The sequence below is a fragment of the Pseudoalteromonas sp. MMG012 genome (assembly GCF_018100875.1).
GTDB classification, from domain to species: domain Bacteria; phylum Pseudomonadota; class Gammaproteobacteria; order Enterobacterales; family Alteromonadaceae; genus Pseudoalteromonas; species Pseudoalteromonas aurantia.
Genome location: NZ_JAGJEF010000042.1, coordinates 14779 through 41309, shown reverse-complemented (window position 1 = coordinate 41309; position 26531 = coordinate 14779). Strand labels below are relative to the sequence as shown.

Below are 26531 nucleotides of genomic sequence, written 5' to 3'. Positions count from 1 at the left end.
TGTTCGAGCAAAATTAAAACGAAAGCTCTATTTTTGCTACTTTTATGCACGATATACGATGTTTAAATCACCTATAGCCTAACAACGCAGTTAGTTTTACACTAGCCCTATTAGAATACTCTCTCAAACTGGGGCATTTAAATGCTAAGAAGCTATAAAGGGATCACACCCACTCTTCATGAATCTACTTATATAGATGAGTCAGCAGTACTCGTTGGTAACATCACGATTGGTAAAGACAGCAGTGTTTGGCCTCTCGTCGCCGCAAGGGGTGATGTTAACTATATAAAAATAGGCGAGAGAACTAACGTACAAGATGGTTCTGTATTACATTTAACCCGCGCAACGACCAATAACCCAAGTGGCTACCCATTGATCATTGGTGATGATGTCACTGTTGGTCATAAAGTTATGCTGCACGGGTGCACATTAGGAAATCGAATTCTGGTGGGTATGGGTGCAATAGTTATGGACAATGTGATTGTAGAAGATGATGTGATCATTGGTGGCGGCTCATTAGTGCCACCAAACAAGACCCTACAAGGGGGCTTTTTGTATGTTGGCAGTCCTGTAAAGCAAGCTCGACCATTAAATCCTGAGGAACTTGCCTTTTTAGCTGTATCCGCACAAAACTATGTACAGCTTAAAGATGAATACTTACAAGAAAGCTAATTTAATACTGCCATCGGGTTGATACACTTCATCCTCGATTAGTTGCTCAGCTTGAATTTCATAGTCAAATTGATGCTGAGCAAAATGGGCCAATGCCTTACTTTGCTCATTTATAGGTGTAGTAATAATGCAAGGTACTATCATACCCAAGACCATCGCATTAAAAGTTAGCGTACATGACACCACATCAAACTCTATTTGATCATTAAACAAAATACCTTGATTCATTATTAACTCGCTTCTCTCATAACTTGATACACTATTTCTGTATCTGGCAGTGTATCTCGCCATAACAAGTAGGCCTCAGCCGCTTGCCCGACCAACATCCCTAGACCATCAACTAACTTACACTGCGCATTATATTGCGATACCCACTTTAAAAAGCTCGTATTCTCATCGGCATAAAACATATCATACGCAAATTGACACTGCGCAATCAGGTGAGCATCGATGTTTGGCACTTGTCCTGACACACTCAACGATGTGCTGTTAATCACGATGTCAAAGCGCTCATTTGGAATTTCATCAAGTGCATAACTACTAACGGCGCCGTAAGAGTGAAACTCTTTGGCTAAAATAGTGGCTTTCTCAACAGAGCGATTGGCAATTACTATTTCCTTTACACCCGCGCAAAGTAAAGGGTAAATACAACCTCGTGCCGCGCCACCCGCACCTAATAATAATAGCCGAACGCCATTTAACTGTGCCCCTTGGTCAATTAAGTCTTTAACTAGCCCTGCGCCATCGGTATTGTCGCCCAACAATCGGCCATCCTCTAAACGTTTCAACGTATTTACAGCACCAGCTAATTTCGCCCGCTGTGTGAGCGTATCAGCTAACGCATAAGCCTGCTCTTTAAAGGGCAAGGTTATATTAGCGCCACACCCTCCACTAGAAAAAAATGCTTCAACACTTGATTGAAAGCCATCTAATGGTGCTAAAATCGCTTCATAAGTCAGCGTATCACCACATTGCTTTGCAAATTGCTGATGAATAGCCGGTGATTTCGAATGTTTTATGGGGTGCCCAAACACCGCGTATTTATCCATTTATTTTTAGCCTAGAAGTTAGCAACAATCATGAAGCAGTTAATTAAACGCATCTTTAATAAAGATGCAAGTAAAGTTGCAGCGCAACCCGATCCAACCCCAGAGAAAACCCCTTATGAAATCATTGGTGGTGAACAAGGCGCGCGCGCTTTAGCCAATCGTTTTTACGACATAATGGCATCAGACCCTTACGCAAAGCCACTTTATGATATGCATCCGCAACCTTTGGATAGGATCCGACAGGTATTTTTTGAGTTTCTTTCTGGATGGTTAGGCGGGCCAGACTTGTTTGCTGAGAAATATGGTCATCCAAAATTACGCCAAAGACACATGCCCTTTCCCATTGATACTGCGCTCAAAGACCAATGGATGCACTGTATGAATAAAAGTCTAGATATAGAAATAGATAATCCATTATTACGAGAAGGCTTGCGTAATTCGCTCGACCAGCTCGCAGGTCATATGATAAATCAACACTAAACATACCTAATCAATGTAGCAATTAGCGCAATACTTATTGCGCTAAGTCAAATTTAGCTCGTCATAAAACACGCATAATACCCTTCTGTTTTTCTCGAATGAGTGGTGCGCGTGAAATCTATTCAACATAAAATTTATGCCTTACTGGCAATTACCGGTCTTTTGGTTCTGATCGCCAGTATATTAAGTAATAGCCACCAGCAACAAACCCTTGCTCAAGACACTGTTGAAAACAATATTAGGTTATTAGCAGACAATTATTTCGACTCAATAAATACCATGATGCTCACTGGGACAATGGCAAACAGAGAGATACTCAGCAACAAGCTGCGTGACCACCCTAATATTGAAGATGCCCATATTATTCGCTCTGCAAAGGTCAATAAACTCTATGGGCCGGGCAATAATAATCAATCAGCGAGTAACGCAGCTGAAATTGCAGCACTCAATGGCACGGAAACACTCGTTATTGAACAGCGTAATGATGACCGGATCATGACCTACCTAAAACCCATGATCGCAAGCAGTGATTATAAAGGTACAAATTGCCTTGGTTGCCATCAAGCCAACGAAGGGGACGTTTTAGGAGTAGTGCGTATCAGTTATTCACTTACAGGCATAGACAACACCGTTCACCAAAACACGCTAGTCAGTACAGGTTTACTCTCTGCTATTTTCTTGTTTACCTTTATCATTCTGGGGGGGTTATTCAGAAAGCTATTTATTGTCAGGCTAAAAGCCTTAGGTAAAACCATGCGCTTAGCTACTCAAAATAAAGATTTAAGCCTACGTATTAATGATACGATTGATGATGAACTCGGCCGTTTGGCCTGTAACTTTAATAGAATGATGGCATCATTCACTGACAATATTTCGCAAGTATCGCATTCAGCCAAAGTCCTAATTCACTCTGCTGAAACCATTTATACATCTGCTGATACCACTGAACGCGCTATCTTAGATCAAAAGCAAGGCACTGACTCTGTTGCAGCCGCCATTAATGAACTCGAAAGCTCATCCAGTGAAGTTAAAAATACCACACATTTCGCTTCAGAAAAGTCAGAGAGCAGTAATCACCTTGCTGAACAAAGCATGGCAATCGCCAATCATACTGAGCAAAGTATTAATCAACTTGCTATGGATGTTCGCCAAGCTGGTGAGCAGGTGAGCCAACTGCAATCACAAACATTGGAAGTCGGTAAGGTACTAGAAGTGATCAGTAGTATTGCCGAACAAACCAATCTACTTGCTCTCAATGCTGCGATAGAAGCCGCCCGAGCCGGTGAAGCCGGTCGTGGTTTCGCCGTGGTTGCTGATGAAGTCAGAACCCTTGCAACCCGTACCCATGATTCTACAGATGAAATAAAACGCACCATTGAAAAGTTGCAAAGTGAAGCAGCTGACACAGTAAAAGCAATGAATGCGTCATGTGAAGAAGCTGACGAGCGCGCACAACAAGTCAAACAGGTTGCGCAAGCACTCAAAGACATCTCTGCACAAATGCATGGAATTAATGATCTTAATGTGCAAATAGCGGATGCTACAGAACAGCAAAATTTAGCCGCTGAAGAGATAAACCAAAGTGTGGTTGCTATTCAAGATAATGCTGAACAGTCATTGATTGATGCTCATGCCAGTAAAAATGTCAGTGAAGAGCTGCTAAACCTTGCCCGTTCACTTGATGAGCAAGTACGGAGCTTTAAGCTCGAATAACTCAATTCTGATCTATGTTAAGCAAAAAGGCACCATCACTGGTGCCTTTTTTATCTCTTAGTACAATTGAGTTTAGTTTTGTTGACCCAACCAATCTTGTGGTTTTAAGAAATGATCGTACAACGCAAACTCTGCACTACCTGGTTCTGGGGTAAAGTTATACTCCCAACGTGCTAACGGTGGCATAGACATTAATATAGATTCTGTTCGCCCCCCAGTTTGTAAGCCGAATAAAGTGCCCCTATCCCAAACTAAGTTAAATTCAACATAACGACCACGGCGATAAAGTTGGAACTGGCGTTCGTGCTCACCATACGGAGTCTCTTTACGACGTTCAATTAATGGTACATATGCCTCTAAGAAGCCATTACCCACCGCTTGCATAAAGGCAAAGCTCTTATCGAAGCCCCATTTATTTAAATCATCAAAAAACAGGCCGCCCACACCACGAGTTTCTTGGCGATGCTTCAAATAGAAATAATCATCACACCACTTTTTGTAATCATCATAAATCTCGTCTCCAAACGGCTGACATAAGTTTTTTGCCACCTGATGCCAATGCTTTACGTCATCAAGGACAGGGTAAAATGGCGTTAAATCAAACCCACCACCAAACCACCAAATAGGCGCTTCACCTTCTTTTTCAGCAATGAAAAATCGCACGTTGGCGTGACTGGTCGGTATATGAGGGTTCTTTGGGTGAATAACCAAAGACACTCCACACGCATGAAAACTTCTACCAGCGAGTTCAGGCCGATGCGCCGTGGCAGATGCTGGCATTGATTTACCAAAAACATGTGAGTAATTAACGCCCCCTTGTTCTATAACTGCGCCATCGCGAATAACCCGCGTTCTTCCGCCCCCTCCTTCTACTCGCTGCCATTCATCTTCAACAAATTTGGCTTGCCCATCTGCTTGTTCTAAACCTGCACAGATATGATCTTGTAATGACAATAAAAAAGCTTTTACCGTCTCTAAATTAACATTGGCCATCTACAATTAGCTCCCTCTTAATACCGCACCAGTCAGTGCATGCTTTATTTGACTCGGAGCACTTGCTCCACCTAACGGCGCATCAACATAGAAACCAACTTGCGTGGTAAATACCCGCTTCGCTTCCTCTAAGCTTGCCACAGGTTCTTGGCCTGATAGATTTGCACTTGTTGACACCAGCGGCTTGCCAAATTGCTGACACAGTGCTTTCACTGCCGGGTGAGCTGTGACACGCACAGCAATAGTACTATGCACCCCCGTTAACCATTTAGGTGTACTTGTTTTAGCTGGTAGCACCCATGTTACGGCCCCAGGCCAAGAAGAAAAAATATCAGCACGCATATCCATTGGAATTTTCGTATCATCTACGTACGGTAAGCATTGACTATAGTTATCAGCAATTAAGATCAGCCCCTTAGCAACATCTCTTTGCTTGATGGCTAACAATGCTTCAACAGCATTCTGATTATCAGGATCACAACCTAAGCCAAATACGGCTTCTGTTGGATAACATATCACTTGGCCTTGTGTTAAAGCTTGAACAACATTATTAGGCTCTATTGACATCGCATTTTCAGATGAATTACTCACTGCGGTTTCTCTATTTTGTGCTGGCAGGACTTTTGCGGGCATTGTAACACAGCTTTTCCTGCCCTTTGCTTTTCTAACATGACTCCCCAACCACATTCAGGGCAAGTATGTACGACTGGTTGCTGATTCACGCTATATTTGCATTTGGGGTAGCAATCGCAGGAGTAAAAGAACTTACCAAACTTATTTTTACGTTTAGCTAACTGCCCTTTCTGACATTTAGGGCACCCAACCTCTTCTGGCTGCTCTTCTTGTTCATCGTGCACGATATAATTGCACTGCGGATAGCCAGTACACCCTATAAACATGCCATAGCGACCATTACGGATCACTAAATGATTGCCACATTCAGGGCAAGGCGATTCATCTAGAATTTTAATGTCATGATTATCGTGCTGGACTAACGGTGTAATATGTTCACAGGTAGGATAACTCGTGCAGCCCAAAAATGGTCCATTTTTACTATGCTTCATGACTAATTCAGAACCACACTCGGGGCAAGGCTCATGTTCTTTGTCCAATGCATGCTGTTGTGCATTGAAAAGCGAAGGGTCAATTTTGGTCATAGTACCTACTGAGGCTGCACGTAATTGCGCCTAATATAACTCCATCACATCTTGGGTCAAGGAGTTATAGTCATTCCATCGAGAAACCCTCACATATTAATGTAAATACTCAGTTGGCTCATCAAAAATAAGATCTTCCATTTGCGCATAGGCATGTTCTTTACCTGGCACATTAAACAACACCATTAAAATAACCCATTTTAAGTCATCAAGACCAATATACGGTTTTTCTAAAGCAAATAACCTATCAATAATCATTTCACGTGTAATACTATCAATCACCCCTACACGCTCAACAAACATAATAAACCCTCGACATTGAACATCTAACATTTGACATTCTTTCTCTGTATAAATCCGTACGGCTTGATCTGCCGTGGCATTTAAATAAGGGATCTCATCGCTGTGTTGAAGATCAGCCAGCTGTTCTAACCAATCTAATGCTTTATAAATTTCATCTTGGTTAAACCCTGCTCGTAACAATTCGTCAGTTAATTCATTTTGCTCAACAAAAATATCTGCTTCGCTGTGGATATAGTTTTCAAATAAGTACATTAAAATATCAAACATAACTAACCCCTTGCTAATTTGATATAGCCGTTCAATACGCGCTCTACTTTATCTTCTAACTCTAGATCTAATAATCGCGCGACGACTTTTTCAACTGGCCATTGTGTTCTTTGCGTCAAGGTATCTACACTGGTTACCTCAAAGCCTAAGTTTTGTAATACGCGACAATCCTCCTGTGAGGTATCATTCTTAGCCATACTCTCTATAGTATATAGACTGTTTTCCGGCAAAAAGCTCACTTCTTCTAGAATATCACTCACATGCTCCGTAAGCTTAGCGCCTTGTTTTAGTAAAAAATGACACCCTTGTGAGAGTGGGTTTTTAATAGACCCTGGTATAGCAAATACCTCACGGTTTTGTTCCAACGCATAACGCGCTGTGATCAATGAACCACTCTTAATTTCAGCTTCAACCAAAAGTACACCTAAAGAAAGTCCGGATATAATTCGATTCCTACGAGGGAAGTTACATGCTTTGGCCTGCGTGCCTGGTAAAAACTCACTTACCACTAGCCCATGCTCAATGATTTGCTGATAAAGCTGCTGATGTCGTTTGGGGTAAATTATATCGGTTCCAGTACCCAGCACTGCGATTGTCTCACCCAAATGCGCTAACGCACCTTTGTGTGCTGCACCATCAACACCTCGCGCTAAGCCTGAGGTCACAACCAAGCCTGATTGCGTTAACTGATAAGAAAATTCAGCAGCAATTTCTAACCCGGTAGCGGTCGCACTGCGACTCCCTACAATCGCAACCTGTGGCTTTACGAGTAAATCAATATTTCCGCGACAAAATAGAAGTAAAGGCGCTGTGCATATCTGTTTCAATAGCGGGGGGTAGCGACTATCAAAATATGACACAATCGCTATAGATAAAGTTTCACAATGACTAATAAGTGCATCGATATATTGCCAGTCAACTTTCACAAGTTGTACGGCTACAGATTCTGCTAATCCTAGGTTTTTTAGTTCATCAATATTTAAATTAAACAGGTGATTCAAATCACCATGATCCATTAGGGCCTTAATACTAGATAGACCGAGTCCTTTGCATAAATATAGCGCCATACAGCGCGATAGTGACAATTGCGACATGCTCCCTCCTTAGAGCATTCGAGTAAAGTTATTCTGCGCTAACAGTATCTCCAACTCGAATTGGATGTATCGATTTAATAACCATTGCATAACTAATGTCGTCATACACTTTAAACACCATTAGCTCTCCTACCTTTTCCTTAGGCATAGTCCAAACAACACTATTCTCTGTATTACCTTTCCCAAACAGCTCTCTGACACTTTTCATAAACTTTTCCAAGCTATTCGCATCTTCAACGTAGCGAGGACCATGTTTACCTTCAATAACTGTAGGTGATTGTTTCTTAATATCAAGAATATGCCCTTCTTTAAGCCCTGCATTACGTCCTAAATTGAGCACCACAACAGCCGTCGTACCAAACTCCCGTAACTTATTGGTGCTAGCAATGATCATCCCCGCATCAATATTTTTAGGTTTCGCCATATGAAATTGCGCCGAATAGCTTTGCCCTTTTGAAATAGGTAAAAGCACATCCCCAGGCTTAATTTCTTGTTTGATCATTTCAACTTCCACAGAAGATGGAACACCATTTTGAATATTACCTACCCGTATTACCCGCGCGGAGCCAACCAACTTTGTTTCATAGGCTAATGTAGCGCCCGTCGCTAAATCTATATAAGGTTCGCCTTGACGATAAATACCATAATTTGCCGATAACGGAAGAGAACCTTTAACGTATAAGATATGACCTAGCGTACTCATCTTCACATTACGACTGGCTCCCAAAACAATAGGACTGCTATTCAATGCATCTTGATCTAGAGCTTGTTCATATTCAATAAATGGTTCAATCATCGCCAGCGGTAAAGTCGGTATTGCGGTGCTTTTTTGCACAGTCACTCGACTATGTGGTGAGAGTTTTTTTACCCCTTTATCTAACATGAGCATCGGACGCCCTTCAGCATCATATTGTAATGCCAAAACATCACCTGGGTAGATGCGATCCGGATTATTCACTTGCGGATTCCATTGCCATAACTGACGCCATTTCCAAGGGGAACGCAAATATAAGTTAGAAATATCCCATAACGTGTCGCCTTTTTTAACAGTATATTGCTCTGGCGCACTCGATTTTAGATTTAAAGTATCTGCCAATATAGAGAATGAGGCACTCATGGCCATGAATAGCGCAGCAATTGGGTATTTCATTACGGCTTCCTTGAGTTATTTTTAGATATTATCAACCAAAACCTGTTAAAGGGGAACGTGAATGGCTAAAATAAGAACATACAATATCGCATTTTTAGCTCAACTGTAAAAGGTAACCATGGCAAAGTTAGAAGTACTTAGATTTCCAGATGAACGCTTACGCACTGTGGCGCAACCTGTGACTGAAGTAAATGACGAAATTCGTCAAATAGTAAAAGACATGATTGAAACCATGTATGACGAAAATGGCATTGGCTTAGCTGCCACTCAGGTTAACATTCATAAACGAATCGTCGTGATCGATGTTTCTGAAGAACGCGATCAAGCAATGGTGTTAATTAATCCGGAGATCCTTGAAAAAGAAGGTGCTACTATTAGTGAAGAGGGCTGCTTGTCAGTACCTTATTCTTATGCAAAAGTGGACCGTGCAGAAAGTGTCAAAGTTAAGGCTCTGAATGAAAAAGGCGAAGAGTTTCATTACCAAGCCGATGGCTTATTGGCTATTTGTACGCAACATGAACTTGATCATCTAGTGGGCAAATTGTTTATCGATTATTTATCACCACTTAAACGTCAACGTATTCGTAAAAAGCTAGAAAAAGAAGCCAAACTTGCTTCACGTGCTTAACTCTTTTTAATTAAATTTGCATTGGATAACTCAGTGACCTCACCACTACGCATCGTTTTTGCCGGTACGCCCGATTTTGCCGCGCGCCATTTAAATGCCCTTATCAACTCCCAACATAATGTTGTGGGTGTTTATAGTATGCCCGACCGCCCTGCTGGTCGCGGCAAAAAATTAAAAGCAAGTGAAGTAAAGTTACTTGCCATGGAACATGATCTGCCCATATTTCAACCTGAAACGTTTAAGTCTATCGAGGCACAAGCGGAATTGGCAGCGCTTAATGCCGATATAATGATAGTCGTCGCGTACGGTTTATTATTGCCTAAAGCCGTTTTAGACACACCAAAGCTCGGCTGCCTGAATGTACATGGTTCTATTTTACCCCGCTGGCGTGGTGCTGCACCAATTCAACGAGCGTTATGGGCTGGAGATTCTGAAACGGGTGTCACAATAATGCAAATGGACGAAGGCTTAGATACCGGTGATATGCTGTATATTGCGACTTGCCCAATCACAGCGCAAGACACCAGTGCGAGCCTGTATGATAAATTAGCTGAATTGGGCCCGTCGGCATTGCTAGAGACACTTAACTTATTGATGAGCGACACAGCAACACCAATCAAACAAAACGATGACCTTGCTAACTATGCAAAAAAACTCTCTAAAGATGAAGCGAATATAGATTGGACTATGCCCGCAGTACAAATCGAACGTAATATCAGAGCATTCAACCCTTGGCCTGTTTGCTTTACTGTCATGCAGGAACAAGCGGTTAAAATTTGGCAAGCAACCGTGCTCGATGAACAAGGTGATGCAGGAACAATTCTTCGTAGTGACAAACATGGCGTTGTCATCGCATGTGGCGAACAAGCTTTAGCAATTACTCAGTTACAACCACAAGGTAAAAAACCCATGTCAGCACAAGATTTTCTTAATGGTCGTGCTGAGTGGGTTACCACTGGCACTAAGGTAGGTCAATAATGGCGAACGTACGTGCACTCGCAGCTGAAGTGTTGTATCAAGTTGTCGATAAAGGTCAATCTCTCAATACACAATTACCTTTTGCAGCGCAAAAGGTACACGGGAAAGACAAAGCCCTATTGCAACAGATTTGCTATGGCGTATTAAGATACTTACCCACTCTAGAACACTACTGCCAGCAATTACTAGAGCAACCACTAAAAGGTAAACGCCGTGTTTACCAGTTCGTCTTATATGTAGGAATGTACCAGTTGCAACATATGCGTGTACCTGAGCATGCAGCAGTGGCTGAAACCGTCGCCGCGGTCGAGTCAATGCGGGCGCCTGGTTTAAAAGGATTAATCAATGCTATTTTACGTACTTTCCAACGCCAGCAAGCAGAGTTAGAGGCCAGCGCAAATTTAATTCCCGTATGCCAATTCAACCACCCAGGCTGGTTTATCAAAAAATTACAAGCTACATACCCTGATACATGGCAAGATATATTAGATGAAAATCAACAACAAGCACCAATGTGGTTGCGCGTAAATCAACAGCACTACACAACTGCTGAGTACAGTGAGATGCTGGATGAGGATGGTATTGAGCACAGTATGGACGCACAGTACCAAGACGGCATACTCCTCGATAAACCGTGTGATGTGTTCACCTTGCCGGGCTTTAGAGAAGGTGCTTGCTCTGTACAAGATGCGGCTGCGCAGCTTGCCGCCAGACTATTAGACCCACAAGATGATGACTTAATTTTAGATGCCTGTGCCGCCCCTGGTGGTAAAACTTGCCATATACTTGAGTTAGCCGATGCTCGCGTGCATGCATTAGATGCCGATGACCAACGTCTAGAAAGAGTGGAACAAAATTTAAAGCGCATCGGACTGCGCGCAGAATGCATTCATGCGGACGCATCCACACCAGATACATGGTGGGATAGCACACCATATGACCGCATCTTGTTGGATGTGCCATGTTCAGCTACGGGGGTTATCCGCCGTCACCCCGACATAAAATGGCTGCGTCGTAAAACCGACATAGATGACCTTGCCGAGTTACAAGCCTCTATCTTGAAAAATATTTGGCCACTGTTAAAGCCCGGAGGCACATTAATTTACGCAACTTGCTCCGTATTGCCTGAAGAAAATGCACAGCAAGTAGCACAGTTTATTACACAAACCAATGATGCAATACATCATCCCTTGCATGATAATGACACACCTGAACAACCAGGTATGCAATTGTTACCCGGCTTAAGTGATGGTTTTTATTATGCCAAACTCACAAAAAAACAATAACAATAAGTCATAAACTATGAAGATCATTATCTTAGGTGCAGGGCAAGTTGGCGGTACACTGGCAGAAAACCTCGTAGGTGAACAAAACGAAATAACCGTTGTGGATATTGACGGCGATAGGCTACGTGAGTTACAAGACAAATATGATTTGCAGGGGGTCACTGGGCACAGTGCCCACCCTGATGTTTTACGCCAAGCAGGAGCCGAAGATGCCGATATGATCATCGCGGTAACCAGCTCAGACGAAGTCAATATGGTTGCTTGTCAGGTTGCTTATAGTATTTTTAATACGCCGACGAAAATTGCTCGGATCCGCTCTGAACAATATTTGAAATACCGAGAAAAGCTCTTTCATAATGACGACTTGCCTGTTGATCACTATATTGCGCCAGAACAGCTCGTGACTAAATATATTCGCCGCTTAATCGACTATCCCGGTGCACTGCAGGTCTTGCAGTTTGCTGACGGGATGTTGTCATTGGTTGCGGTGAAAGCATATTACGGCGGATTATTGGTAGGTTACGCCCTATCCGCTTTAAAAGAGCATATTCCAAATGTTGATACCCGTGTTGCCGCAATTTACCGTCAAGGCAAAGCAATTAAGCCTTTGGGCACAACGGTTATCGAGGCAGACGATGAGATATTCTTCATTGCCGCAACCAAGCATATTCGTGCCGTAATGAACGAATTACAAAAATTAGAACAATCATATCGAAAAATTATGATTGCGGGCGGCGGCAATATTGGAGCAGGATTAGCACGTTCACTTGAAAAAAATCACAGTGTAAAACTGATTGAAAGAAACCATAACCGAGCTGCGCAGCTATCAGAAATGTTAGATAATACAGTGGTGTTTTGTGGAGATGCGTCTGATCAAGAGCTATTGTCAGAAGAACATATCGAACAAGTTGATGCGTTTATAGCCGTTACTAATGACGATGAAGCCAATATCATGGCTGCGATGTTAGCTAAGCGTATGGGGGCACAAAAAACCATGGTGTTAATTCAACGTGGTGCCTACGTAGATTTAGTACAAGGCGGCGAAATAGACATCGCGATCTCACCGCAGCAAGCCACTATTTCGGCACTACTAACCCATGTACGTCGTGGCGACATTGTAAATGTATATTCTTTACGTAAAGGTGCTGCAGAAGCAATTGAAGCCGTAGCACATGGGGATGAAACAACCTCGAAAGTTGTGGGTCGCTCTATCAGGGAGATTAAGCTTCCTATGGGCACAACCATTGGTGCCATCGTAAGAGATGATGAAGTGCTTATTGCTCACGATGACACCGTAATTATATCAGGTGACCATGTCATCATGTTTTTAATTGATAAGCGTCAAATTAGCGTAGTTGAGAAGTTATTCCAGGTGAGTGCGCTATTCGTCTAGCGCACTCAATTTATTGCCTATTGCTCTTCATGAAATATTGTTAAATCAATCAAGTACTCTTTTAAAATACTTTCCATGGTGTTTTGCTCTCCTGTTAGTCTAATACCAAGGGCAATTGTGTCATCTTGAGGATGCAAGCTACAAATTGAGCCTGATAACGTGATCTGTTGATTATTCTTCCCTTCAAGTAAGACTTTGCAGTCTTGCTCTTTCATATTTTCAGAGTCATTACCATCTTCATGGTGAATATCAAACTGTAACCCAGATAACGATATGTCTTTGATCACCCCAACACAAGAATGATCAGCTAAATTTATCACCGCAGGGATCAAGGTCGGCACACGTGTTTGAGCACGCAAGCAGTACGTTTGTACTTGTTTAGGAGGCATTAAAAAAATCAGTCGCGCAGGGTGAGAAGTCATTGCTTTAATTGTTGTTTTGAAAGCGATGACCTGGCCTTCTCCATGCTCTAATAATGCGCGAACAATGACCTGTGTCCCTTCTTTAATATAATCAACTGCTGCACCGAGGCGTTTAGAGCTAGGAAAGTTCAGCACTAAGAATTGTGCATCCAACTGACCGACAAATTCCGTTTTTAAACGCTTTGAGCCTGCCGGCATGATCACTTCAACATCTATCACACTACCAGCTGGGATCTGCGCAATATGGTGTCCGCTTCCTGCGGCGCTGGTTTTTAACATCACTCAACCTTACTAATATAATGACTAAACCACACAGTTCAGTCCAAGAAATAAGTATATACCTATTATATAAGCCTCAATTAAAAACCGATATTTACTTAAATGCAAGCTGAGAACCGCATATTCATGCTTAGAATAACGTAAGAGAAAGACAGGTGATACTGAAGTCCAAGTATCACCTAATACCATTACCCACGCCAAAATGTTGGGGTAAATAAAACTAATAAAGTAAATATTTCCAATCGACCAAATACCATCGCAATTGTCAATATCCACTTTGCAGTGTCTGTTATATCACCATAATGTGCCGCGACTTCGCCTAACCCAGGTCCTAAATTATTCAAGCATGCAGCCGTTGCTGAAAACGCTGTAATGTTATCCATTCCTGTACCAAGTAGTGCAATCATGATAATTACAAATACCAATGCATAGGCTGAAAAGAACCCCCATACAGCCTCAACTACTTTGTCTGGTAATGCTTTTCGACCTAGCTTAATTGAATAAATAGCGCGAGGATGTACCAATCGATTGAGCTCTCTCACGCCTTGAAGGTACAGCAAAAACACCCGTACTACTTTCATCCCTCCGCCAGTAGATCCTGCACATCCACCAATAAAACTAGAAAAAATCAGTAATATTGGTAAAAATAATGGCCAAGCAGAAAAGTTATCGGTTGCAAATCCAGCTGTCGTGCTAATGGATACAGCCTGGAACAACGCCTGATCTAATGTTTCATCGCCATTAACATATACTTGATTTGACGACAGTACCGCAAAACATAACACGACCAAAGCCAACTGAATAAAAAGAAATACTTTAAATTCAGGATCGCGCAAATATACCCGTACATTTCGACTTGATACGGCCGCATAATGCAATGAGAAATTTATCGCAGCAATGATTAAAAATACCACGCAAATAAAATTAATTAAGGGGCTATCGAAATATCCCATCGACGCATCATAAGTAGAAAACCCGCCAATCGCTATCGTGGAAAAAGCATGGCAAATCGCATCAAACCACCCCATTCCTGCTGCCCAATATGAAACCGTACATGCAGCAGTAAGCGATACGTAAATATACCAAAGGTGCTTTGCGGTATCGGCAATTCGAGGTGTCATTTTCGAATCTTTTACCGGTCCCGGAGTTTCAGCTCGATACAACTGCATACCACCCACGCCGAGCATGGGTAACACAGCCACAGCCAAAACAATGATCCCCATACCACCAAGCCACTGCAATTGTTGTCGATAAAACAATACCGACTTAGGCAAGTGTTCGATGCCAGTCAGCACCGTTGCGCCTGTCGTGGTAAGCCCCGAAAACGCTTCAAATACCGCATCAGCTAGAGACAAACTCGGTGTTTGTAAAAAGATCAACGGGACTGATGCAAATGACCCTAACACCAGCCAAAATAGTACAACGATTAAAAAGCCTTCTCTTGCCTTTAAATCCCCCTTCTCTTTACGGTTAGGATAATATGCCAACATACCTATCACAATGCTAAATACGAAGGCTAAAACGAATGGTACACCACCACCGTCTTTATAGATCAATGACACCAAAGCTGGTGGTACCATAGTAATACTAAACAATGCCACCAGCTGGCCAAGAATTTTAATGATGGTACGAAATTGCATGCTGCTTTTCGCTTTTTCTGATTATTAGAACTAATTTAGCACCAATTGTCTTATTCTTTGATAGTTAACTCAACTACACCGTTACTTAAATCAAAAATTTCTTGTTGAGCTTGGCGCGCCTGACGATGATCAATACTAATTTTCCAGCAAACCGACGCACTATATTCTTTATCTATCGCTAAAATAGTAAAGTGTGACTGTAAGTACTGTTCAATAATACCTTGCAAGGCATAATCAGATTCGCCTTGTAATATAATTGAAGGTATTTTTAAGCGAGTTTCGAGTTCAGCAAGGGCATTATTTAGCGACCCACCATACGCACGTACTAGTCCACCGGTACCAAGTTTAATGCCTCCAAAATAGCGTGTCGTCACTGCCGTGATTTCTCCAAGCCCGGAGCCAGTTAGTACATTCAGCATCGGTTTACCTGCGGTCCCATTCGGCTCACCATCATCAGAAAACCCATAAACATGACTACCTCCTGGCTGTCCCGCAACATGCGCCCAACAATTATGTCGCGCATCAGGGTAGTCCTCATTTATTTTTTTGATAAATGCTTTAGCATCGTCAAGCGTTGGCGTATGTGCAATATGCACTATAAACGTACTTTTTTTAATTTCTTCTTGGAACTTTAATGTATCACTCGGGATGTAATATTCTGACATACAATAATTGTGTACCTTAACAACAAAAGGGAGCTTTATGCTCCCTCATTCTAATTTAAACTTGCATAACCTTAATCTAAGTTCAAATCTCGTGTCATATTCTCTAGTTGGTCATCATGCACAATGATGTTATCTTCAATTCGAATACCGCCAAAAGGTTTTAACTCTGTTACTTTGTCCCAATTGATGTACTGCTTATTGTCTGTGTCTGCTAAATCTCTCAATAATGAATCAATGAAATATAACCCAGGTTCAATGGTGAATACTTGATTGGCTTCAATTTTACGAGTACAACGCAAGAACGGATGACCTTCAGGTGGATCTTGATGGGTACCATGCTCGTCAGCCATAAACCCACCCATATCGTGTACTTGCAGACCTAGATGATGACCTAAACCATGAGGGAAAAACGTTGACGTAATACCTTTAGTAACAATGTCTTCTGCTGGTAGCTTTACAATATTAAAGTCAGCTAAGACTTGGGCAACACGATTGTGGCAATCAATATGCAGTTCACCATAGAGTTTTCCTGGTTGTAATGCCTTACCTAATGCGATTTGATGCTCATTCATGACTGACACTAAATCGGCAAACTGTCCTTGTTTAGCATAATCATAGGTACGTGTGATATCAGATGCATAGCCATGAAAGTTTGCGCCTGCATCAATTAAGAATGATCGATGTTGCGCAGGTGCCTGACGATCAAAGTGGGTATAATGTAAAATTGCACAATTTTCATTTAGTGCCACTATATTGCCATACGGTGTATCATTTTCCATATGTGATGTTGCATTCAAATAAGCTTGCTGAATACCAAACTCGGATGCCCCTGCATAAAAAGCGTCTCTTGCTGCAGTGTGACCAAGCACAGCTATACGGTTTGCTTCACGTAAACACACTAACTCATACTGTGTTTTATAAGCACGATGAAAATGCAGATAATTCATCACTGGCTCTGGATTCATTTGTGTAAACCCGAGCGCTTGTGCAACCTCTAAGTATTCACCGATATATCCATAACCGGCTTTATCATAAGGTAAAAACTTTTCAACTTGATCAGGTTTTAATAATAATTCGATATCAAAATAATCAGCCCAAAAATCGCTCGGCTCATCTGGTACTTTATGCCAAAAATCAACCGGACGATAAAATATCAACTTTGGTTTATCTGTGCCGTTCACGACTAACCAACAGTGGGGGTTATCTATTACCGGTAGCCACGCCTTAAATTGTGGGTTTACCTTGAACGGATAATACATATCATCTAAGAATTGACGTTTAGCTTGACCTGAATGGATCACAAGCCCTTCCAATCCTTCACGTTCTACGATTGTTTTTGTGCGCTGCTGTAACGTTGCAATATGCTCAGCATAATATTGTGCTAATTGTTCCATGGTGTACCCATTAAGTTTAATCTACCAATAAATCCAGTCTATCATAAGCGCTAAAAGCCAATCCAGCGAAGTCGCTAGATTGACTCTGTGGTAATACTTGATTCGACTCAGCCACCAATTTTCATATCCAAGATTGGTGCCAATACATTACCATCGCGACCCATTTTAGTGTGGTAAACTTGGCGGTAAGCAAAGACATTTTTAACATAATCACGCGTTTCTTTGTATGGGATCAATTCAATCCACAACTCTGCAGGCATCGCTTCATCTGGCAACCATTTTTTAATACGGTGATATCCCGCATTATAAGATGCAGTAGCCAGTATTTCATTTCCACCATTCTTCTTTTTTAAATACTCTAAGTAGTCAGTCCCTAAACGGATATTGGTAACTGGCTGAAATAGCTTTGTCTTAGAAACGCGTTGTTTACTTACATAACGCGCAGTGCTAGGTAGCAATTGCATTAACCCATAGGCATTAGCATGAGAGCGCGCATCAGGGGCAAAAGAGCTTTCACGACGCGCAACCGCGATACTCCAAGCCACATCAATATGGCTCTTTTCACTGTAACGATTAAATAAATCTTGATACGCAAGTGGGAAACGTAAATCGACATAGTCCCATGCTTTGATTTCTGCCAATGTATAAATAGTACTATCATACCAATCAAGATCAGCGGCCAATGTAGAGGCTGCTAATTTCTCTGGTATACTCGATGTATTCGTCAAATAGTTCCACTCTCTCCTCGCTTCAGTATAACGTTTCATTTCATAGAGTGCTTTTGCACGTTTAAAACCGGGCGCTTCTGACACTTTAATCAATAATTCAGGAGAAACATCTAAGGGCTTAGCGTTAAGAGATATAGGTAAACCAAGCCGTTCTGCTGCTAAAAAACCGTAGTAATCTCTTTTAACAGCAAGACTTTGCCACAATTGCTTTGCTTTGGATTCGTTGCCGCGATGAGCATGACTATATGCTAACCAATACGTTTGACCGTTACTTAAGTTTTTCATGGGTGTAAACAAAGCCGTGATCCCTGCCCAATCCTGCTCTTTGAGCATATTACCCATCATCCATTGCTTTAATTTACTATCTTGGTTTTCAGACGGAACTTTATTCAACCAAAATCGCGCTTGTGGGTGGCCTTTCGATGCCAATGCAAGAGCAAAACGATATGCGACGCTGTCTTTTTGTGATTGCGTGAAAGGAAACATTTTTTGCAACTTATCCCAAGCTTTGAGCGCTAACTTCTGATCCCGCCAAATTAATCTGCGTACGCCATAAATTGCAATTTCAGCCTCTTTTATGGAGCGCTTTTTAAATCGGTATAACCCCGCAGCAGCACTTGGATCCCGCCTAACGGTCGCATATAAATCAGCTAGGTACGCCTGCTCCTTTGGTAACAAGGTTTTTAGATAACGTAGCAATGATGTTTGCCCCCCTTGCGCAGCTTTGGTAATTCGCTGCCATACCATGTCGTCGGTTCTATATCCTGCATTTTGCCATTGCTTAAATAAGCTATTACACGCACGAGGCTGGGATTTGCCCACGACCCAAAGTGGTTCGACCTGATTTAAAATGGCTTTTTTTGGCGCGCCTAAATCTAGCTGATATTTTAGATAGCTACAGTGCAACTCTGCATCTTTAGTAGGCTGGTAATACTCAACGAATAACGCTTTTTTACTTCGCCTTTTCAGGTACTTTAGCCAACTAGAACGCACCGGCCACTCTAGGGGAGTACCATCATACACACTAAGAAAATGCGCAATTTCCGCTTGATACTTTAGCTTGCTATTACGTTTATAAAAAGCCAGTTCCACATACGGTTTTAACGGATGATTTAGCGTTTGTAAGGACCGTTTAAACGCCTTGTGCTGTCCAGACCAAGCAATTCGCTCAGCAGCTTTAAATGCTTTATGAGTGTCATCTGCACAAGAAAACCAGCTAAATAGCCCAAGACTGGTAGCAGCAACACTCAAGATCCATGATTTCATAATGACCTAAATTGATTAAGTAAAATAATATGCGGACGTACCACACATGCTTTTGTAATACAGTAATTATCTAAAAATTCCACAGTATAGTGACTGCGCACATCTATACTGAAGGTGAATAAAATCAACATCTCCACCTTAGCATCAAAATTTACGCTTTTTAAGGAGATGAGAAATACAGCATAAATTTTTCATTGCAATTTTTATTTAAAGCGGCCAAACTGGGTGAAATAGCAACTCATCGTACCAGTGTTACTACACGGGAGAACAAGCATGTTATATAAGAGTGAGTCCTTTGTTGTTGATTTCTGCAAAGGCAAAATCGCTGAATTTAGGTTTTGTATGCCAGGTTCGGTCAATAAACTATCTCAACAAACCCTATCAGAGTGCGCAAACGCATTTGCCGAATTACGTCAACGTGACGATATAGACGCAATGGTATTTACCAGTGATAAAGATCACTTCATCATTGGTGCTGATATATTTGAATTTTTACCGACCTTCCAGCGCCCAGAAGAAGAACTTATTGGCTGGATAAAAGACGCAACCGATGTATTTGATGCCATCGAAGATTTACCGTTTCCTACTGTATCTGCCATCAATGGTTTAGCGCTTGGTGGTGGGTGTGAGTGGTTACTTGCTACTGACTTTCGTTTAGCCAGTACCTCAGCAAAAATTGGCTTACCTGAAGTCAAACTTGGGATCATGCCTGGATTTGGCGGCACAGTACGTTTACCAAGAATTATTGGTGCTGACAACGCCATGACCTGGATAACGACAGGTAAAGAACACCGTGCCAATGATGCCTTAAAGGTTGGTGCGGTAGACGGCGTGGTTGCACCAGAAAAACTATTCGATGCGGCTATTCGCGTACTAGAACAAGCTGTAGCAGGTAAACTCGACTGGCAATCTAAGCGCCAAGTAAAACTTTCACCATTGAAGCTAAATAAAGTAGAGCAAGGCATGAGCTTTGCGATGGCTGAAGGCATGGTAATGGGTAAAACCAAAGGTCATTACCCAGCGCCAGTTATGGCAGTAAGAACCATTAAAGCAGCCGCAAATAGCACTCGCGATGAAGCAATGGCCATTGAAAATGCCAATTTTGCCAAGCTTGCGAAAACAGCGGAAGCTGCCGCACAAACCGGTATCTTCTTAGCAGACCAATACATCAAAGGCGTTGCTAAAAAGCAAGCTAAAGCATCACAACTTGAGATCAAACAAGCTGCGGTACTCGGTGCGGGCATTATGGGCGGAGGCATTGCTTATCAGTCTGCGTATAAAGGCACACCGATTGTCATGAAAGACATCAACCAAGCGGCGCTTGATTTAGGCATGAATGAAGCGGCCACCATTCTTGGTAAAAAAGTAAAACGTGGTCATATGGCCATGGATAAAATGGTCGCAACACTTGGTAAAATAAAACCAACGCTTGACGATCGTGATTTAGCCAATTCTGATATTGTGGTTGAAGCGGTCGTAGAACACCCGAAGGTAAAACAGACGGTGCTAGCCGGTCTTGAAGAACAGCTGCCAGAAGGCACTATATTAACGTCAAACACATCCACCATTTGTATTGACGAATTAGCAACTGCGCTAAAACGTCCAGAAGATTTCTGTGGTATGCACTTTTTCAATCCAGTGCCAAAGATGCCATTGGTTGAAATTATTCGCGGTAGCAAAACCTCTGATGCAACCATTAACGCGGTGGTTGATTATGCCTTAAAGCTTGGTAAATCACCTATTGTTGTTAATGACTGCCCCGGCTTCTTTGTAAACCGGGTTTTATTCCCTTACTTTGCAGGCTTCAGTCAACTTGTGGTTGAAGGCGCCGACTTTAGTAAAATAGATAAAGTGATGGAAAACGTATTTGGTTGGCCGATGGGCCCCGCTTACTTGCTCGATGTGGTAGGTATTGATACTGCTAATCACTGTACTGGTGTTATGGCGGATGGTTTCCCACAGCGCATGGCACGCCAAGAAAAAGATCCCGTTGCCGTATTGGCGAATGCAGAACGTTATGGTCAGAAAAATAAAGCCGGCTTTTATCAGTACGCACCAGACAGAAAAGGTCGTCTGAAAAAATCTAAAGATGCTGCAAGCCTTGAATTACTAGCAAGTATCTGTGAATCACCCAAAGAGTTCGACAAACAAACCATCATTGAACGCTGTATGGTGCCGATGCTGAACGAAGTCTTACTATGCTTACAAGAAGAAATTGTTGCCTCTGCACAAGAAGCAGATATGGCACTGATTTACGGTATTGGTTTCCCACCATTTAGAGGCGGTGCATTCCGTTACTTGGATCAAGTGGGACTGGCTAACTTTGTTACAATGGCAGATAAATATGCGCACCTAGGTGCCATTTACCAAGTGTCTGAACAAACCCGTGAGTGGGCAAAACAAGGTAAAGTGTTCTATTCAGTGGAGGGTCAATAATATGTCTGCAATGCAACAAGCTGTAATCGTCGATTGTCTGCGTACCCCTATGGGTCGGTCTAAAAATGGCGTATTTAAACATCGTCGTGCTGAAGATTTAAGTGCACATTTAATGAAGGGCTTACTTGAACGTAACCCTGCTGTAGACCCTGCATCTATTGATGATATTTATTGGGGCTGTGTCCAGCAAACATTAGAGCAAGGCTTTAATGTTGCCCGTAACGCAGCGTTACTGGCTGGTATTCCTCATTCAGTACCTGCGGTCACCGTAAACCGTTTATGTGGCTCTTCAATGCAAGCTTTGCACGATGCTGCAAGGGCAATTATGACCGGTGCTGGTGACACTTACCTTATTGGTGGCGTTGAGCATATGGGCCATGTTCCTATGACGCATGGTGTTGACTTTCATTCAGGGTTATCAACGTCGATTGCCCAAGCATCTGGTGTAATGGGTCTCACCGCAGAATACTTAGCAACACTGCATGGCATAAGCCGTGAACAGCAAGATAACTTTGCATATCGCTCACACCAACGTGCGCATGCAGCGACGGTTGAAGGCCGCTTTAGCCGTGAAATATTACCAATGCAAGGTCACGATGACGATGGCGTGCCAGTCCTTGTCGAGCATGATGAAGTCATTCGCCCAGAAACAACCGTAGAAGGTTTGGGTCAATTACGCCCTGTTTTCAATCCAGCATCAGGTACTGTGACAGCGGGTACTTCATCTGCCTTATCTGATGGGGCTTCCGCCATGTTGGTAATGAGCGAAGAAAAAGCCAAAGCACTGGGGTTGCCTATTCGCGCACGAATAAAGTCAATGGCGGTGGCTGGATGTGATCCATCCATCATGGGTTATGGTCCAGTTCCAGCAAGTAAAAAGGCGCTAAAGCAGGCCGGAATAAGCATTGATGATATTGACGTAGCCGAATTAAACGAAGCATTTGCTGCACAATCATTACCGGTATTAAAAGACTTAGGTTTATTAGACGTCGCGGACGAAAAAGTAAACCTTAATGGCGGCGCCATTGCCTTAGGTCACCCGCTTGGCTGTTCTGGCTCACGCATTAGTACATCCCTAATTCATATTATGGAAGACAAAAACGCAAAGTATGGTTTAGCCACAATGTGTATTGGTTTAGGCCAGGGCATTGCGACCGTATTTGAGCGCGTCGAGTAGACAATACCGACAAACCCTTTCAACTTGGTGACAAAGGCAAAGTGAGCACATCGCTTTGCCTTTTTTCGTGCTGATATAATGGTAAACCCATTTATTTTCAGCTTTTTCTAAGGGGTGGTTTATTTGTCTAAAAACACTGGTTAAAATAGCGCACAAAATCATTCAGTGTCAGCTAAGCGAGTTAACTCATGCCATTTTCAAACCCAGACCATACGTTAGATGCCATTGGCCTGCGCTGCCCTGAGCCTGTGATGATGATCCGCGGTATGGTCAGAAAAATGAATACCGGTGAAACACTCTTAATTGTCGCTGATGATCCATCAACAACCCGTGATATCCCCAGCTTTTGTGAGTTTATGGATCATACCTTAATTGCCCAAGAAACTGCCGAAGCACCCTATAAATACCTGTTAAAAAAAGGCTGCTAGCCTAATCCTTGACTCTCAAAGAAAGATTATGCTAAATTTAATTTCCCAAATATTGGGAATCTTTCATAAATAACATAAGGACAGTTAAAAATGAAATTGACTTTAAAAACTCAAAAACTTAAACACTTAAACACTTAAACAACAAACAAGTTAGTAATAACCAAACACATTTGGTAGCTGGCGCAGGTGAAAACCGCGTATTTAACGGCACCCAAGGCATGAGAGGATCATGCGAAATAAAGTGTAAATACTATTAATAAATACCATTAGTAAATAGAAAGAGTAAAATATACCGTACATTTTACTCTTTTTTAATCATCACCTTAGGCGATCGATTATCAGAATAGTCTAGCGTGATCTTATACCAACCCTTTTTTTTCGGCATAAAGTTAAAGTAATTATAAACTGTATCGCAGTCTGCTAATTGAGGTTGATTTAACCGCAATGTCCCCTGTACTTTATACCCGCAATTAAACCCTTTTGACCATGCATCATCCGCAAGTTTAAATTCATATACTTTACCAGGCGTCATAAACTTCGCTTTGACTGAATATACACCTTTCTTCGACTCTTGCAGCATATAATGCGATTCCGCATCCCACAAGGTAAAATCACCTCGTAAGTACATCGGTCTATTTAATTCTTGAGCTACTGTCGTATTTGTTTGCTGAGAGTCTGTAATTCGTACCTGATTTGCGCAAGCTGACAATAACAGCATTAATAAAACTGTACTGAGCTTTTTCATATTACAACTCCAGTGTCTTCGATTTAAATAATAAGTAAGTACACGCTATACCGTATAACAGTGCATATGGTAATAAAAAAGCCAGCTTATTGCTGGCTTTTAACGTAACAAATTACTTATTTTTGTAATACAGAAATATCTGCAGTGTTTAAGAATAAGCGACTAAGCTGGCTGAGTAATGCTAAACGGTTATTTTTAACCGCATCATCATCCGCCATCACCATTACGTTATCAAAGAAGTCATCGACGGCATCGCGCAAGCTTGCAAGACGACTTAATGCATGTTGATAGTCACCTGCCGCATACACAGGTGCCAACTCAACGGTCAGAGCACTCACTTGTTGTGCTAATACTTGCTCAGCGGGTTCAGCTAATAGTGCATCATTAACTTGTGCGTCACTGGTGACGTTGTTTTTAGCCAAGATATTATTCACTCGCTTGTTCGCGGCTGCCAAAGCATCCGCTTCAGAGAGAGCTCTAAAATGACTAACGGCTTTAACACGACGATCGAAATCAATAGGCGATGTTGGTTTGCGAACCAGTACCGCTTGAATAACATCCACACTTATACCTTCGTCTTGGTACCATGCTCGAAAACGACCTAGCATAAATTCGAGGACATCTTCTGCCACGTGGTCATTACTTAACTTATCAGCAAAGAGGGTTTTTGCTTTCGCTACGATGTCATTAATATCTAACGGCAGCTCTTTTTCAACCATGATGCGCAATGCACCAATGGCTGCACGACGAAGTGCAAATGGGTCTTTGTCTCCTTTAGGTGCTTGACCTATCCCAAAAATACCCACAAGCGTATCGAACTTATCAGCAAGTGCTACCGCATAGCTAATTGGGTTTGACGGTAATGCATCCCCCGCAAAACGCGGCATATATTGCTCATTCTGTGCTAATGCCACATCTTCCGCTTCGCCGTCAATGCGTGCATAATGCATTCCCATCACGCCTTGCACATCCGTAAATTCCATGACCATTTCAGTCATTAAGTCAGTTTTACTCAAAAGACCTGCACGCTCTGCCAACGTTTTATCAGCGCCAACTTGCTCAGCAATATAACCTGCTAAAGCCGCAATACGCTCAGACTTATCTTTAAGCGTACCTAGTTGCTTTTGAAATAATACAGACTCTAACGAGGTTAACCTGCTTTCAAGTGTTTTCTTTTTATCCGTCTCAAAGAAGAATTGCGCATCGGCTAAACGAGGGCGAACCACTTTTTCATTACCGGCAATAACGACATTTGGATCTTTACTTTCAATGTTAGACACAAACAGGAACTTGTTTATTAAGTTGCCGTCTTGGTCTAACAACGGGAAGTATTTTTGGTCATCTTTCATGGTGTAGATCAGGGCTTCTGATGGTACATCCAAAAAGGCTTCTTCAAATGAGGCTGTTAATGTTACCGGCCATTCAACTAATGAAGTCACTTCATCAAGTAAATCTTCATCCATCGCCACTTGCGCATGAACCTCTTTAGCGGCTGCTTCTATCTGCTCACGGATCAGGTTTTTGCGTTTGTCATAGTCAGCTATCACATACGCCCCCTTCAATACCTCAAATGCATCATCGGCATGCTTAATTGATACACGTGCTGGATGGTGAAAACGGTGACCTTGTAATTCATTACTAATTGATTTACCCAGTACTTCGCCGCTGACCTGTGTACTACCGAGTAAGGCAGCCACAGTATGTACCGGGCGAATGAACTGAGTCTTATTGGCCCCCCAGCGCATGGGTTTTGGAATAGGTAACTTAGCAAGTGCTTTAGCAATAACATCCGCAAGTAGTGCAACTGACTGTTTGCCAGATACGGTCGCACGATGTAATAACCATGCACCTTTATCCGTTTCTAGTGTTTCAGCCTCACTGACGTCAATACCACACCCTCGTGCCCAACCTTGTGCTGCCTTGGTCGGATTGCCTTCAGCATCAAAAGCAGCCTTAGTAGCAGGGCCACGTTTCTCCACAACTTTATCTTGCTGCTGGGTTTCTAATGCAGACACTTGCACACCCAAGCGGCGTGGTGACGCGTACCAATTGACCTGATGAAAGCCTAATTCTAATGATGTCAGTTCTGCTGACATATTATCAGCAAATGCTTGTGCAAGCTTGCGCAATGCTTTTGGTGGTAACTCTTCAGTACCAATTTCTACTAATAGATTTTCAGTCGACATTG

Annotated in this window: 25 protein-coding genes; 10 read left to right on the top strand and 15 right to left on the bottom strand. The window is 42.3% G+C overall.

What is annotated here, in order from left to right; all coding sequences use genetic code 11:
• Nucleotides 1-141: 141 nt before the first annotated feature.
• Nucleotides 142-672, top strand: coding sequence for a gamma carbonic anhydrase family protein (locus J8L97_RS14265; protein WP_211050564.1), 531 nt, complete (start codon nucleotides 142-144; stop codon nucleotides 670-672).
• Here J8L97_RS14265 and J8L97_RS14260 read toward each other — a convergent pair.
• Both J8L97_RS14260 and aroE read right to left on the bottom strand, forming a co-directional pair.
• Nucleotides 658-900 carry a DUF1488 family protein gene (locus J8L97_RS14260; protein ID WP_211050562.1) on the bottom strand — a complete coding sequence of 81 codons (243 nt, stop codon included), beginning with the start codon at nucleotides 898-900 and terminating at the stop codon, nucleotides 658-660. The two genes, J8L97_RS14265 and J8L97_RS14260, sit on opposite strands and share 15 nt — an antisense overlap.
• 2 nt (nucleotides 901-902) lie before the next feature.
• Nucleotides 903-1721, bottom strand: a complete 819-nt coding sequence (aroE, locus tag J8L97_RS14255; protein WP_211050561.1) for a shikimate dehydrogenase — start codon at nucleotides 1719-1721, stop codon at nucleotides 903-905.
• Between the two features lie 30 nt (nucleotides 1722-1751).
• Between aroE and J8L97_RS14250 the strand changes: the two genes are divergently transcribed.
• A complete protein-coding gene (locus tag J8L97_RS14250) occupies nucleotides 1752-2201 on the top strand; it encodes a group II truncated hemoglobin (protein ID WP_211050560.1) in 450 nt (149 codons plus the stop codon).
• A 105-nt stretch (nucleotides 2202-2306) separates the two neighbouring features.
• Nucleotides 2307-3914: a methyl-accepting chemotaxis protein gene (locus J8L97_RS14245; RefSeq protein WP_211050559.1), complete on the top strand. Its 1608-nt coding sequence runs from the start codon at nucleotides 2307-2309 to the stop codon at nucleotides 3912-3914.
• A 72-nt stretch (nucleotides 3915-3986) separates the two neighbouring features.
• Here the strand turns inward: J8L97_RS14245 and hemF are convergent, their stop codons facing one another.
• The 6 genes from hemF to J8L97_RS14215 form a co-directional block, all read right to left on the bottom strand.
• Nucleotides 3987-4907 carry an oxygen-dependent coproporphyrinogen oxidase gene (gene hemF / locus J8L97_RS14240; protein ID WP_211050556.1) on the bottom strand — a complete coding sequence of 307 codons (921 nt, stop codon included), beginning with the start codon at nucleotides 4905-4907 and terminating at the stop codon, nucleotides 3987-3989.
• Nucleotides 4908-4913: 6 nt separating this feature from the next.
• Complete coding sequence (locus J8L97_RS14235) at nucleotides 4914-5474, bottom strand: Sua5/YciO/YrdC/YwlC family protein (RefSeq protein WP_211050566.1); 561 nt, start codon at nucleotides 5472-5474, stop codon at nucleotides 4914-4916.
• A gap of 20 nt (nucleotides 5475-5494) precedes the next feature.
• On the bottom strand, nucleotides 5495-6064 hold the full coding sequence (locus tag J8L97_RS14230; RefSeq protein WP_211050555.1) for a type I DNA topoisomerase: 570 nt from the start codon (nucleotides 6062-6064) through the stop codon (nucleotides 5495-5497).
• Between the two features lie 96 nt (nucleotides 6065-6160).
• Nucleotides 6161-6634 (bottom strand): DUF494 family protein, encoded by a 474-nt coding sequence (locus J8L97_RS14225; protein WP_192509199.1) that lies wholly within the window; start codon nucleotides 6632-6634, stop codon nucleotides 6161-6163.
• 2 nt (nucleotides 6635-6636) lie between these two features.
• The gene (gene dprA / locus J8L97_RS14220) at nucleotides 6637-7728 is read right to left on the bottom strand and encodes a DNA-processing protein DprA (RefSeq protein ID WP_211050554.1); all 1092 of its coding nucleotides are present in this window, start codon (nucleotides 7726-7728) and stop codon (nucleotides 6637-6639) included.
• A 28-nt stretch (nucleotides 7729-7756) separates the two neighbouring features.
• Nucleotides 7757-8878, bottom strand: a complete 1122-nt coding sequence (locus J8L97_RS14215; RefSeq protein ID WP_211050550.1) for a LysM peptidoglycan-binding domain-containing protein — start codon at nucleotides 8876-8878, stop codon at nucleotides 7757-7759.
• Nucleotides 8879-8996: 118 nt separating this feature from the next.
• Between J8L97_RS14215 and def the strand changes: the two genes are divergently transcribed.
• Genes def through trkA form a run of 4 tightly spaced genes read left to right on the top strand, consistent with a single transcriptional unit; the run spans nucleotide 8997 to nucleotide 13163 of the window.
• Complete coding sequence (gene def / locus J8L97_RS14210; protein ID WP_192509196.1) at nucleotides 8997-9506, top strand: peptide deformylase; 510 nt, start codon at nucleotides 8997-8999, stop codon at nucleotides 9504-9506.
• 33 nt (nucleotides 9507-9539) lie between these two features.
• Nucleotides 9540-10484: a methionyl-tRNA formyltransferase gene (gene fmt / locus J8L97_RS14205; protein ID WP_211050547.1), complete on the top strand. Its 945-nt coding sequence runs from the start codon at nucleotides 9540-9542 to the stop codon at nucleotides 10482-10484.
• Nucleotides 10484-11770, top strand: a complete 1287-nt coding sequence (gene rsmB, locus J8L97_RS14200; RefSeq protein ID WP_211050545.1) for a 16S rRNA (cytosine(967)-C(5))-methyltransferase RsmB — start codon at nucleotides 10484-10486, stop codon at nucleotides 11768-11770. The genes fmt and rsmB overlap by 1 nt, the downstream gene beginning before the upstream one ends.
• Nucleotides 11771-11786: 16 nt before the next feature.
• Entirely contained in the window at nucleotides 11787-13163 is a 1377-nt protein-coding gene (gene trkA, locus J8L97_RS14195) for a Trk system potassium transporter TrkA (protein ID WP_211050543.1), read from the top strand.
• A gap of 17 nt (nucleotides 13164-13180) precedes the next feature.
• Here the strand turns inward: trkA and J8L97_RS14190 are convergent, their stop codons facing one another.
• The 5 genes from J8L97_RS14190 to J8L97_RS14170 form a co-directional block, all read right to left on the bottom strand.
• Nucleotides 13181-13864: a flagellar brake protein gene (locus J8L97_RS14190; protein ID WP_211050542.1), complete on the bottom strand. Its 684-nt coding sequence runs from the start codon at nucleotides 13862-13864 to the stop codon at nucleotides 13181-13183.
• A 188-nt stretch (nucleotides 13865-14052) separates the two neighbouring features.
• A complete protein-coding gene (locus J8L97_RS14185; protein ID WP_210997978.1) occupies nucleotides 14053-15504 on the bottom strand; it encodes a TrkH family potassium uptake protein in 1452 nt (483 codons plus the stop codon).
• Between the two features lie 50 nt (nucleotides 15505-15554).
• Nucleotides 15555-16169, bottom strand: a complete 615-nt coding sequence (locus tag J8L97_RS14180) for a YigZ family protein (RefSeq protein ID WP_211050540.1) — start codon at nucleotides 16167-16169, stop codon at nucleotides 15555-15557.
• Nucleotides 16170-16240: 71 nt separating this feature from the next.
• A complete protein-coding gene (gene pepQ / locus J8L97_RS14175) occupies nucleotides 16241-17563 on the bottom strand; it encodes a Xaa-Pro dipeptidase (RefSeq protein ID WP_211050539.1) in 1323 nt (440 codons plus the stop codon).
• Nucleotides 17564-17670: 107 nt separating this feature from the next.
• A complete protein-coding gene (locus J8L97_RS14170) occupies nucleotides 17671-19557 on the bottom strand; it encodes a transglycosylase SLT domain-containing protein (RefSeq protein WP_211050538.1) in 1887 nt (628 codons plus the stop codon).
• A 273-nt stretch (nucleotides 19558-19830) separates the two neighbouring features.
• Between J8L97_RS14170 and fadB the strand changes: the two genes are divergently transcribed.
• The 3 genes from fadB (at nucleotide 19831) to tusA (ending at nucleotide 23598) form a co-directional block, all read left to right on the top strand.
• The gene (gene fadB, locus J8L97_RS14165; RefSeq protein ID WP_211050537.1) at nucleotides 19831-21993 is read left to right on the top strand and encodes a fatty acid oxidation complex subunit alpha FadB; all 2163 of its coding nucleotides are present in this window, start codon (nucleotides 19831-19833) and stop codon (nucleotides 21991-21993) included.
• Nucleotides 21994-22003: 10 nt separating this feature from the next.
• Entirely contained in the window at nucleotides 22004-23170 is a 1167-nt protein-coding gene (gene fadA / locus J8L97_RS14160) for an acetyl-CoA C-acyltransferase FadA (RefSeq protein WP_210997990.1), read from the top strand.
• A gap of 188 nt (nucleotides 23171-23358) precedes the next feature.
• Nucleotides 23359-23598, top strand: coding sequence for a sulfurtransferase TusA (gene tusA / locus J8L97_RS14155; RefSeq protein ID WP_211050536.1), 240 nt, complete (start codon nucleotides 23359-23361; stop codon nucleotides 23596-23598).
• Nucleotides 23599-23899: 301 nt separating this feature from the next.
• Here the strand turns inward: tusA and J8L97_RS14150 are convergent, their stop codons facing one another.
• Together J8L97_RS14150 and glyS are read right to left on the bottom strand one after the other, a co-directional pair.
• A complete protein-coding gene (locus tag J8L97_RS14150; protein ID WP_211050535.1) occupies nucleotides 23900-24343 on the bottom strand; it encodes a hypothetical protein in 444 nt (147 codons plus the stop codon).
• A gap of 116 nt (nucleotides 24344-24459) precedes the next feature.
• Complete coding sequence (gene glyS, locus J8L97_RS14145; protein ID WP_211050534.1) at nucleotides 24460-26529, bottom strand: glycine--tRNA ligase subunit beta; 2070 nt, start codon at nucleotides 26527-26529, stop codon at nucleotides 24460-24462.
• Nucleotides 26530-26531: the final 2 nt, after the last annotated feature.

What these genes read in the sequence shown, in the direction of transcription:
- J8L97_RS14250 (WP_211050560.1), top strand. Translation starts at nt 1,752, where the DNA reads ATGAAGCAGTTAATTAAACGCATCTTTAATAAAGATGCAAGTAAAGTT.
- J8L97_RS14150 (WP_211050535.1), bottom strand. Translation starts at nt 24,343, where the DNA reads ATGAAAAAGCTCAGTACAGTTTTATTAATGCTGTTATTGTCAGCTTGC.
- J8L97_RS14180 (WP_211050540.1), bottom strand. Translation starts at nt 16,169, where the DNA reads ATGTCAGAATATTACATCCCGAGTGATACATTAAAGTTCCAAGAAGAA.
- trkA (WP_211050543.1), top strand. Translation starts at nt 11,787, where the DNA reads ATGAAGATCATTATCTTAGGTGCAGGGCAAGTTGGCGGTACACTGGCA.
- J8L97_RS14265 (WP_211050564.1), top strand. Translation starts at nt 142, where the DNA reads ATGCTAAGAAGCTATAAAGGGATCACACCCACTCTTCATGAATCTACT.
- hemF (WP_211050556.1), bottom strand. Translation starts at nt 4,907, where the DNA reads ATGGCCAATGTTAATTTAGAGACGGTAAAAGCTTTTTTATTGTCATTA.
- dprA (WP_211050554.1), bottom strand. Translation starts at nt 7,728, where the DNA reads ATGTCGCAATTGTCACTATCGCGCTGTATGGCGCTATATTTATGCAAA.
- J8L97_RS14230 (WP_211050555.1), bottom strand. Translation starts at nt 6,064, where the DNA reads ATGACCAAAATTGACCCTTCGCTTTTCAATGCACAACAGCATGCATTG.
- def (WP_192509196.1), top strand. Translation starts at nt 8,997, where the DNA reads ATGGCAAAGTTAGAAGTACTTAGATTTCCAGATGAACGCTTACGCACT.
- fadB (WP_211050537.1), top strand. Translation starts at nt 19,831, where the DNA reads ATGTTATATAAGAGTGAGTCCTTTGTTGTTGATTTCTGCAAAGGCAAA.
- J8L97_RS14185 (WP_210997978.1), bottom strand. Translation starts at nt 15,504, where the DNA reads ATGCAATTTCGTACCATCATTAAAATTCTTGGCCAGCTGGTGGCATTG.
- pepQ (WP_211050539.1), bottom strand. Translation starts at nt 17,563, where the DNA reads ATGGAACAATTAGCACAATATTATGCTGAGCATATTGCAACGTTACAG.
- J8L97_RS14170 (WP_211050538.1), bottom strand. Translation starts at nt 19,557, where the DNA reads ATGAAATCATGGATCTTGAGTGTTGCTGCTACCAGTCTTGGGCTATTT.
- J8L97_RS14225 (WP_192509199.1), bottom strand. Translation starts at nt 6,634, where the DNA reads ATGTTTGATATTTTAATGTACTTATTTGAAAACTATATCCACAGCGAA.
- rsmB (WP_211050545.1), top strand. Translation starts at nt 10,484, where the DNA reads ATGGCGAACGTACGTGCACTCGCAGCTGAAGTGTTGTATCAAGTTGTC.
- J8L97_RS14260 (WP_211050562.1), bottom strand. Translation starts at nt 900, where the DNA reads ATGAATCAAGGTATTTTGTTTAATGATCAAATAGAGTTTGATGTGGTG.
- fadA (WP_210997990.1), top strand. Translation starts at nt 22,004, where the DNA reads ATGCAACAAGCTGTAATCGTCGATTGTCTGCGTACCCCTATGGGTCGG.
- tusA (WP_211050536.1), top strand. Translation starts at nt 23,359, where the DNA reads ATGCCATTTTCAAACCCAGACCATACGTTAGATGCCATTGGCCTGCGC.
- glyS (WP_211050534.1), bottom strand. Translation starts at nt 26,529, where the DNA reads ATGTCGACTGAAAATCTATTAGTAGAAATTGGTACTGAAGAGTTACCA.
- J8L97_RS14215 (WP_211050550.1), bottom strand. Translation starts at nt 8,878, where the DNA reads ATGAAATACCCAATTGCTGCGCTATTCATGGCCATGAGTGCCTCATTC.
- J8L97_RS14235 (WP_211050566.1), bottom strand. Translation starts at nt 5,474, where the DNA reads ATGTCAATAGAGCCTAATAATGTTGTTCAAGCTTTAACACAAGGCCAA.
- J8L97_RS14190 (WP_211050542.1), bottom strand. Translation starts at nt 13,864, where the DNA reads ATGTTAAAAACCAGCGCCGCAGGAAGCGGACACCATATTGCGCAGATC.
- aroE (WP_211050561.1), bottom strand. Translation starts at nt 1,721, where the DNA reads ATGGATAAATACGCGGTGTTTGGGCACCCCATAAAACATTCGAAATCA.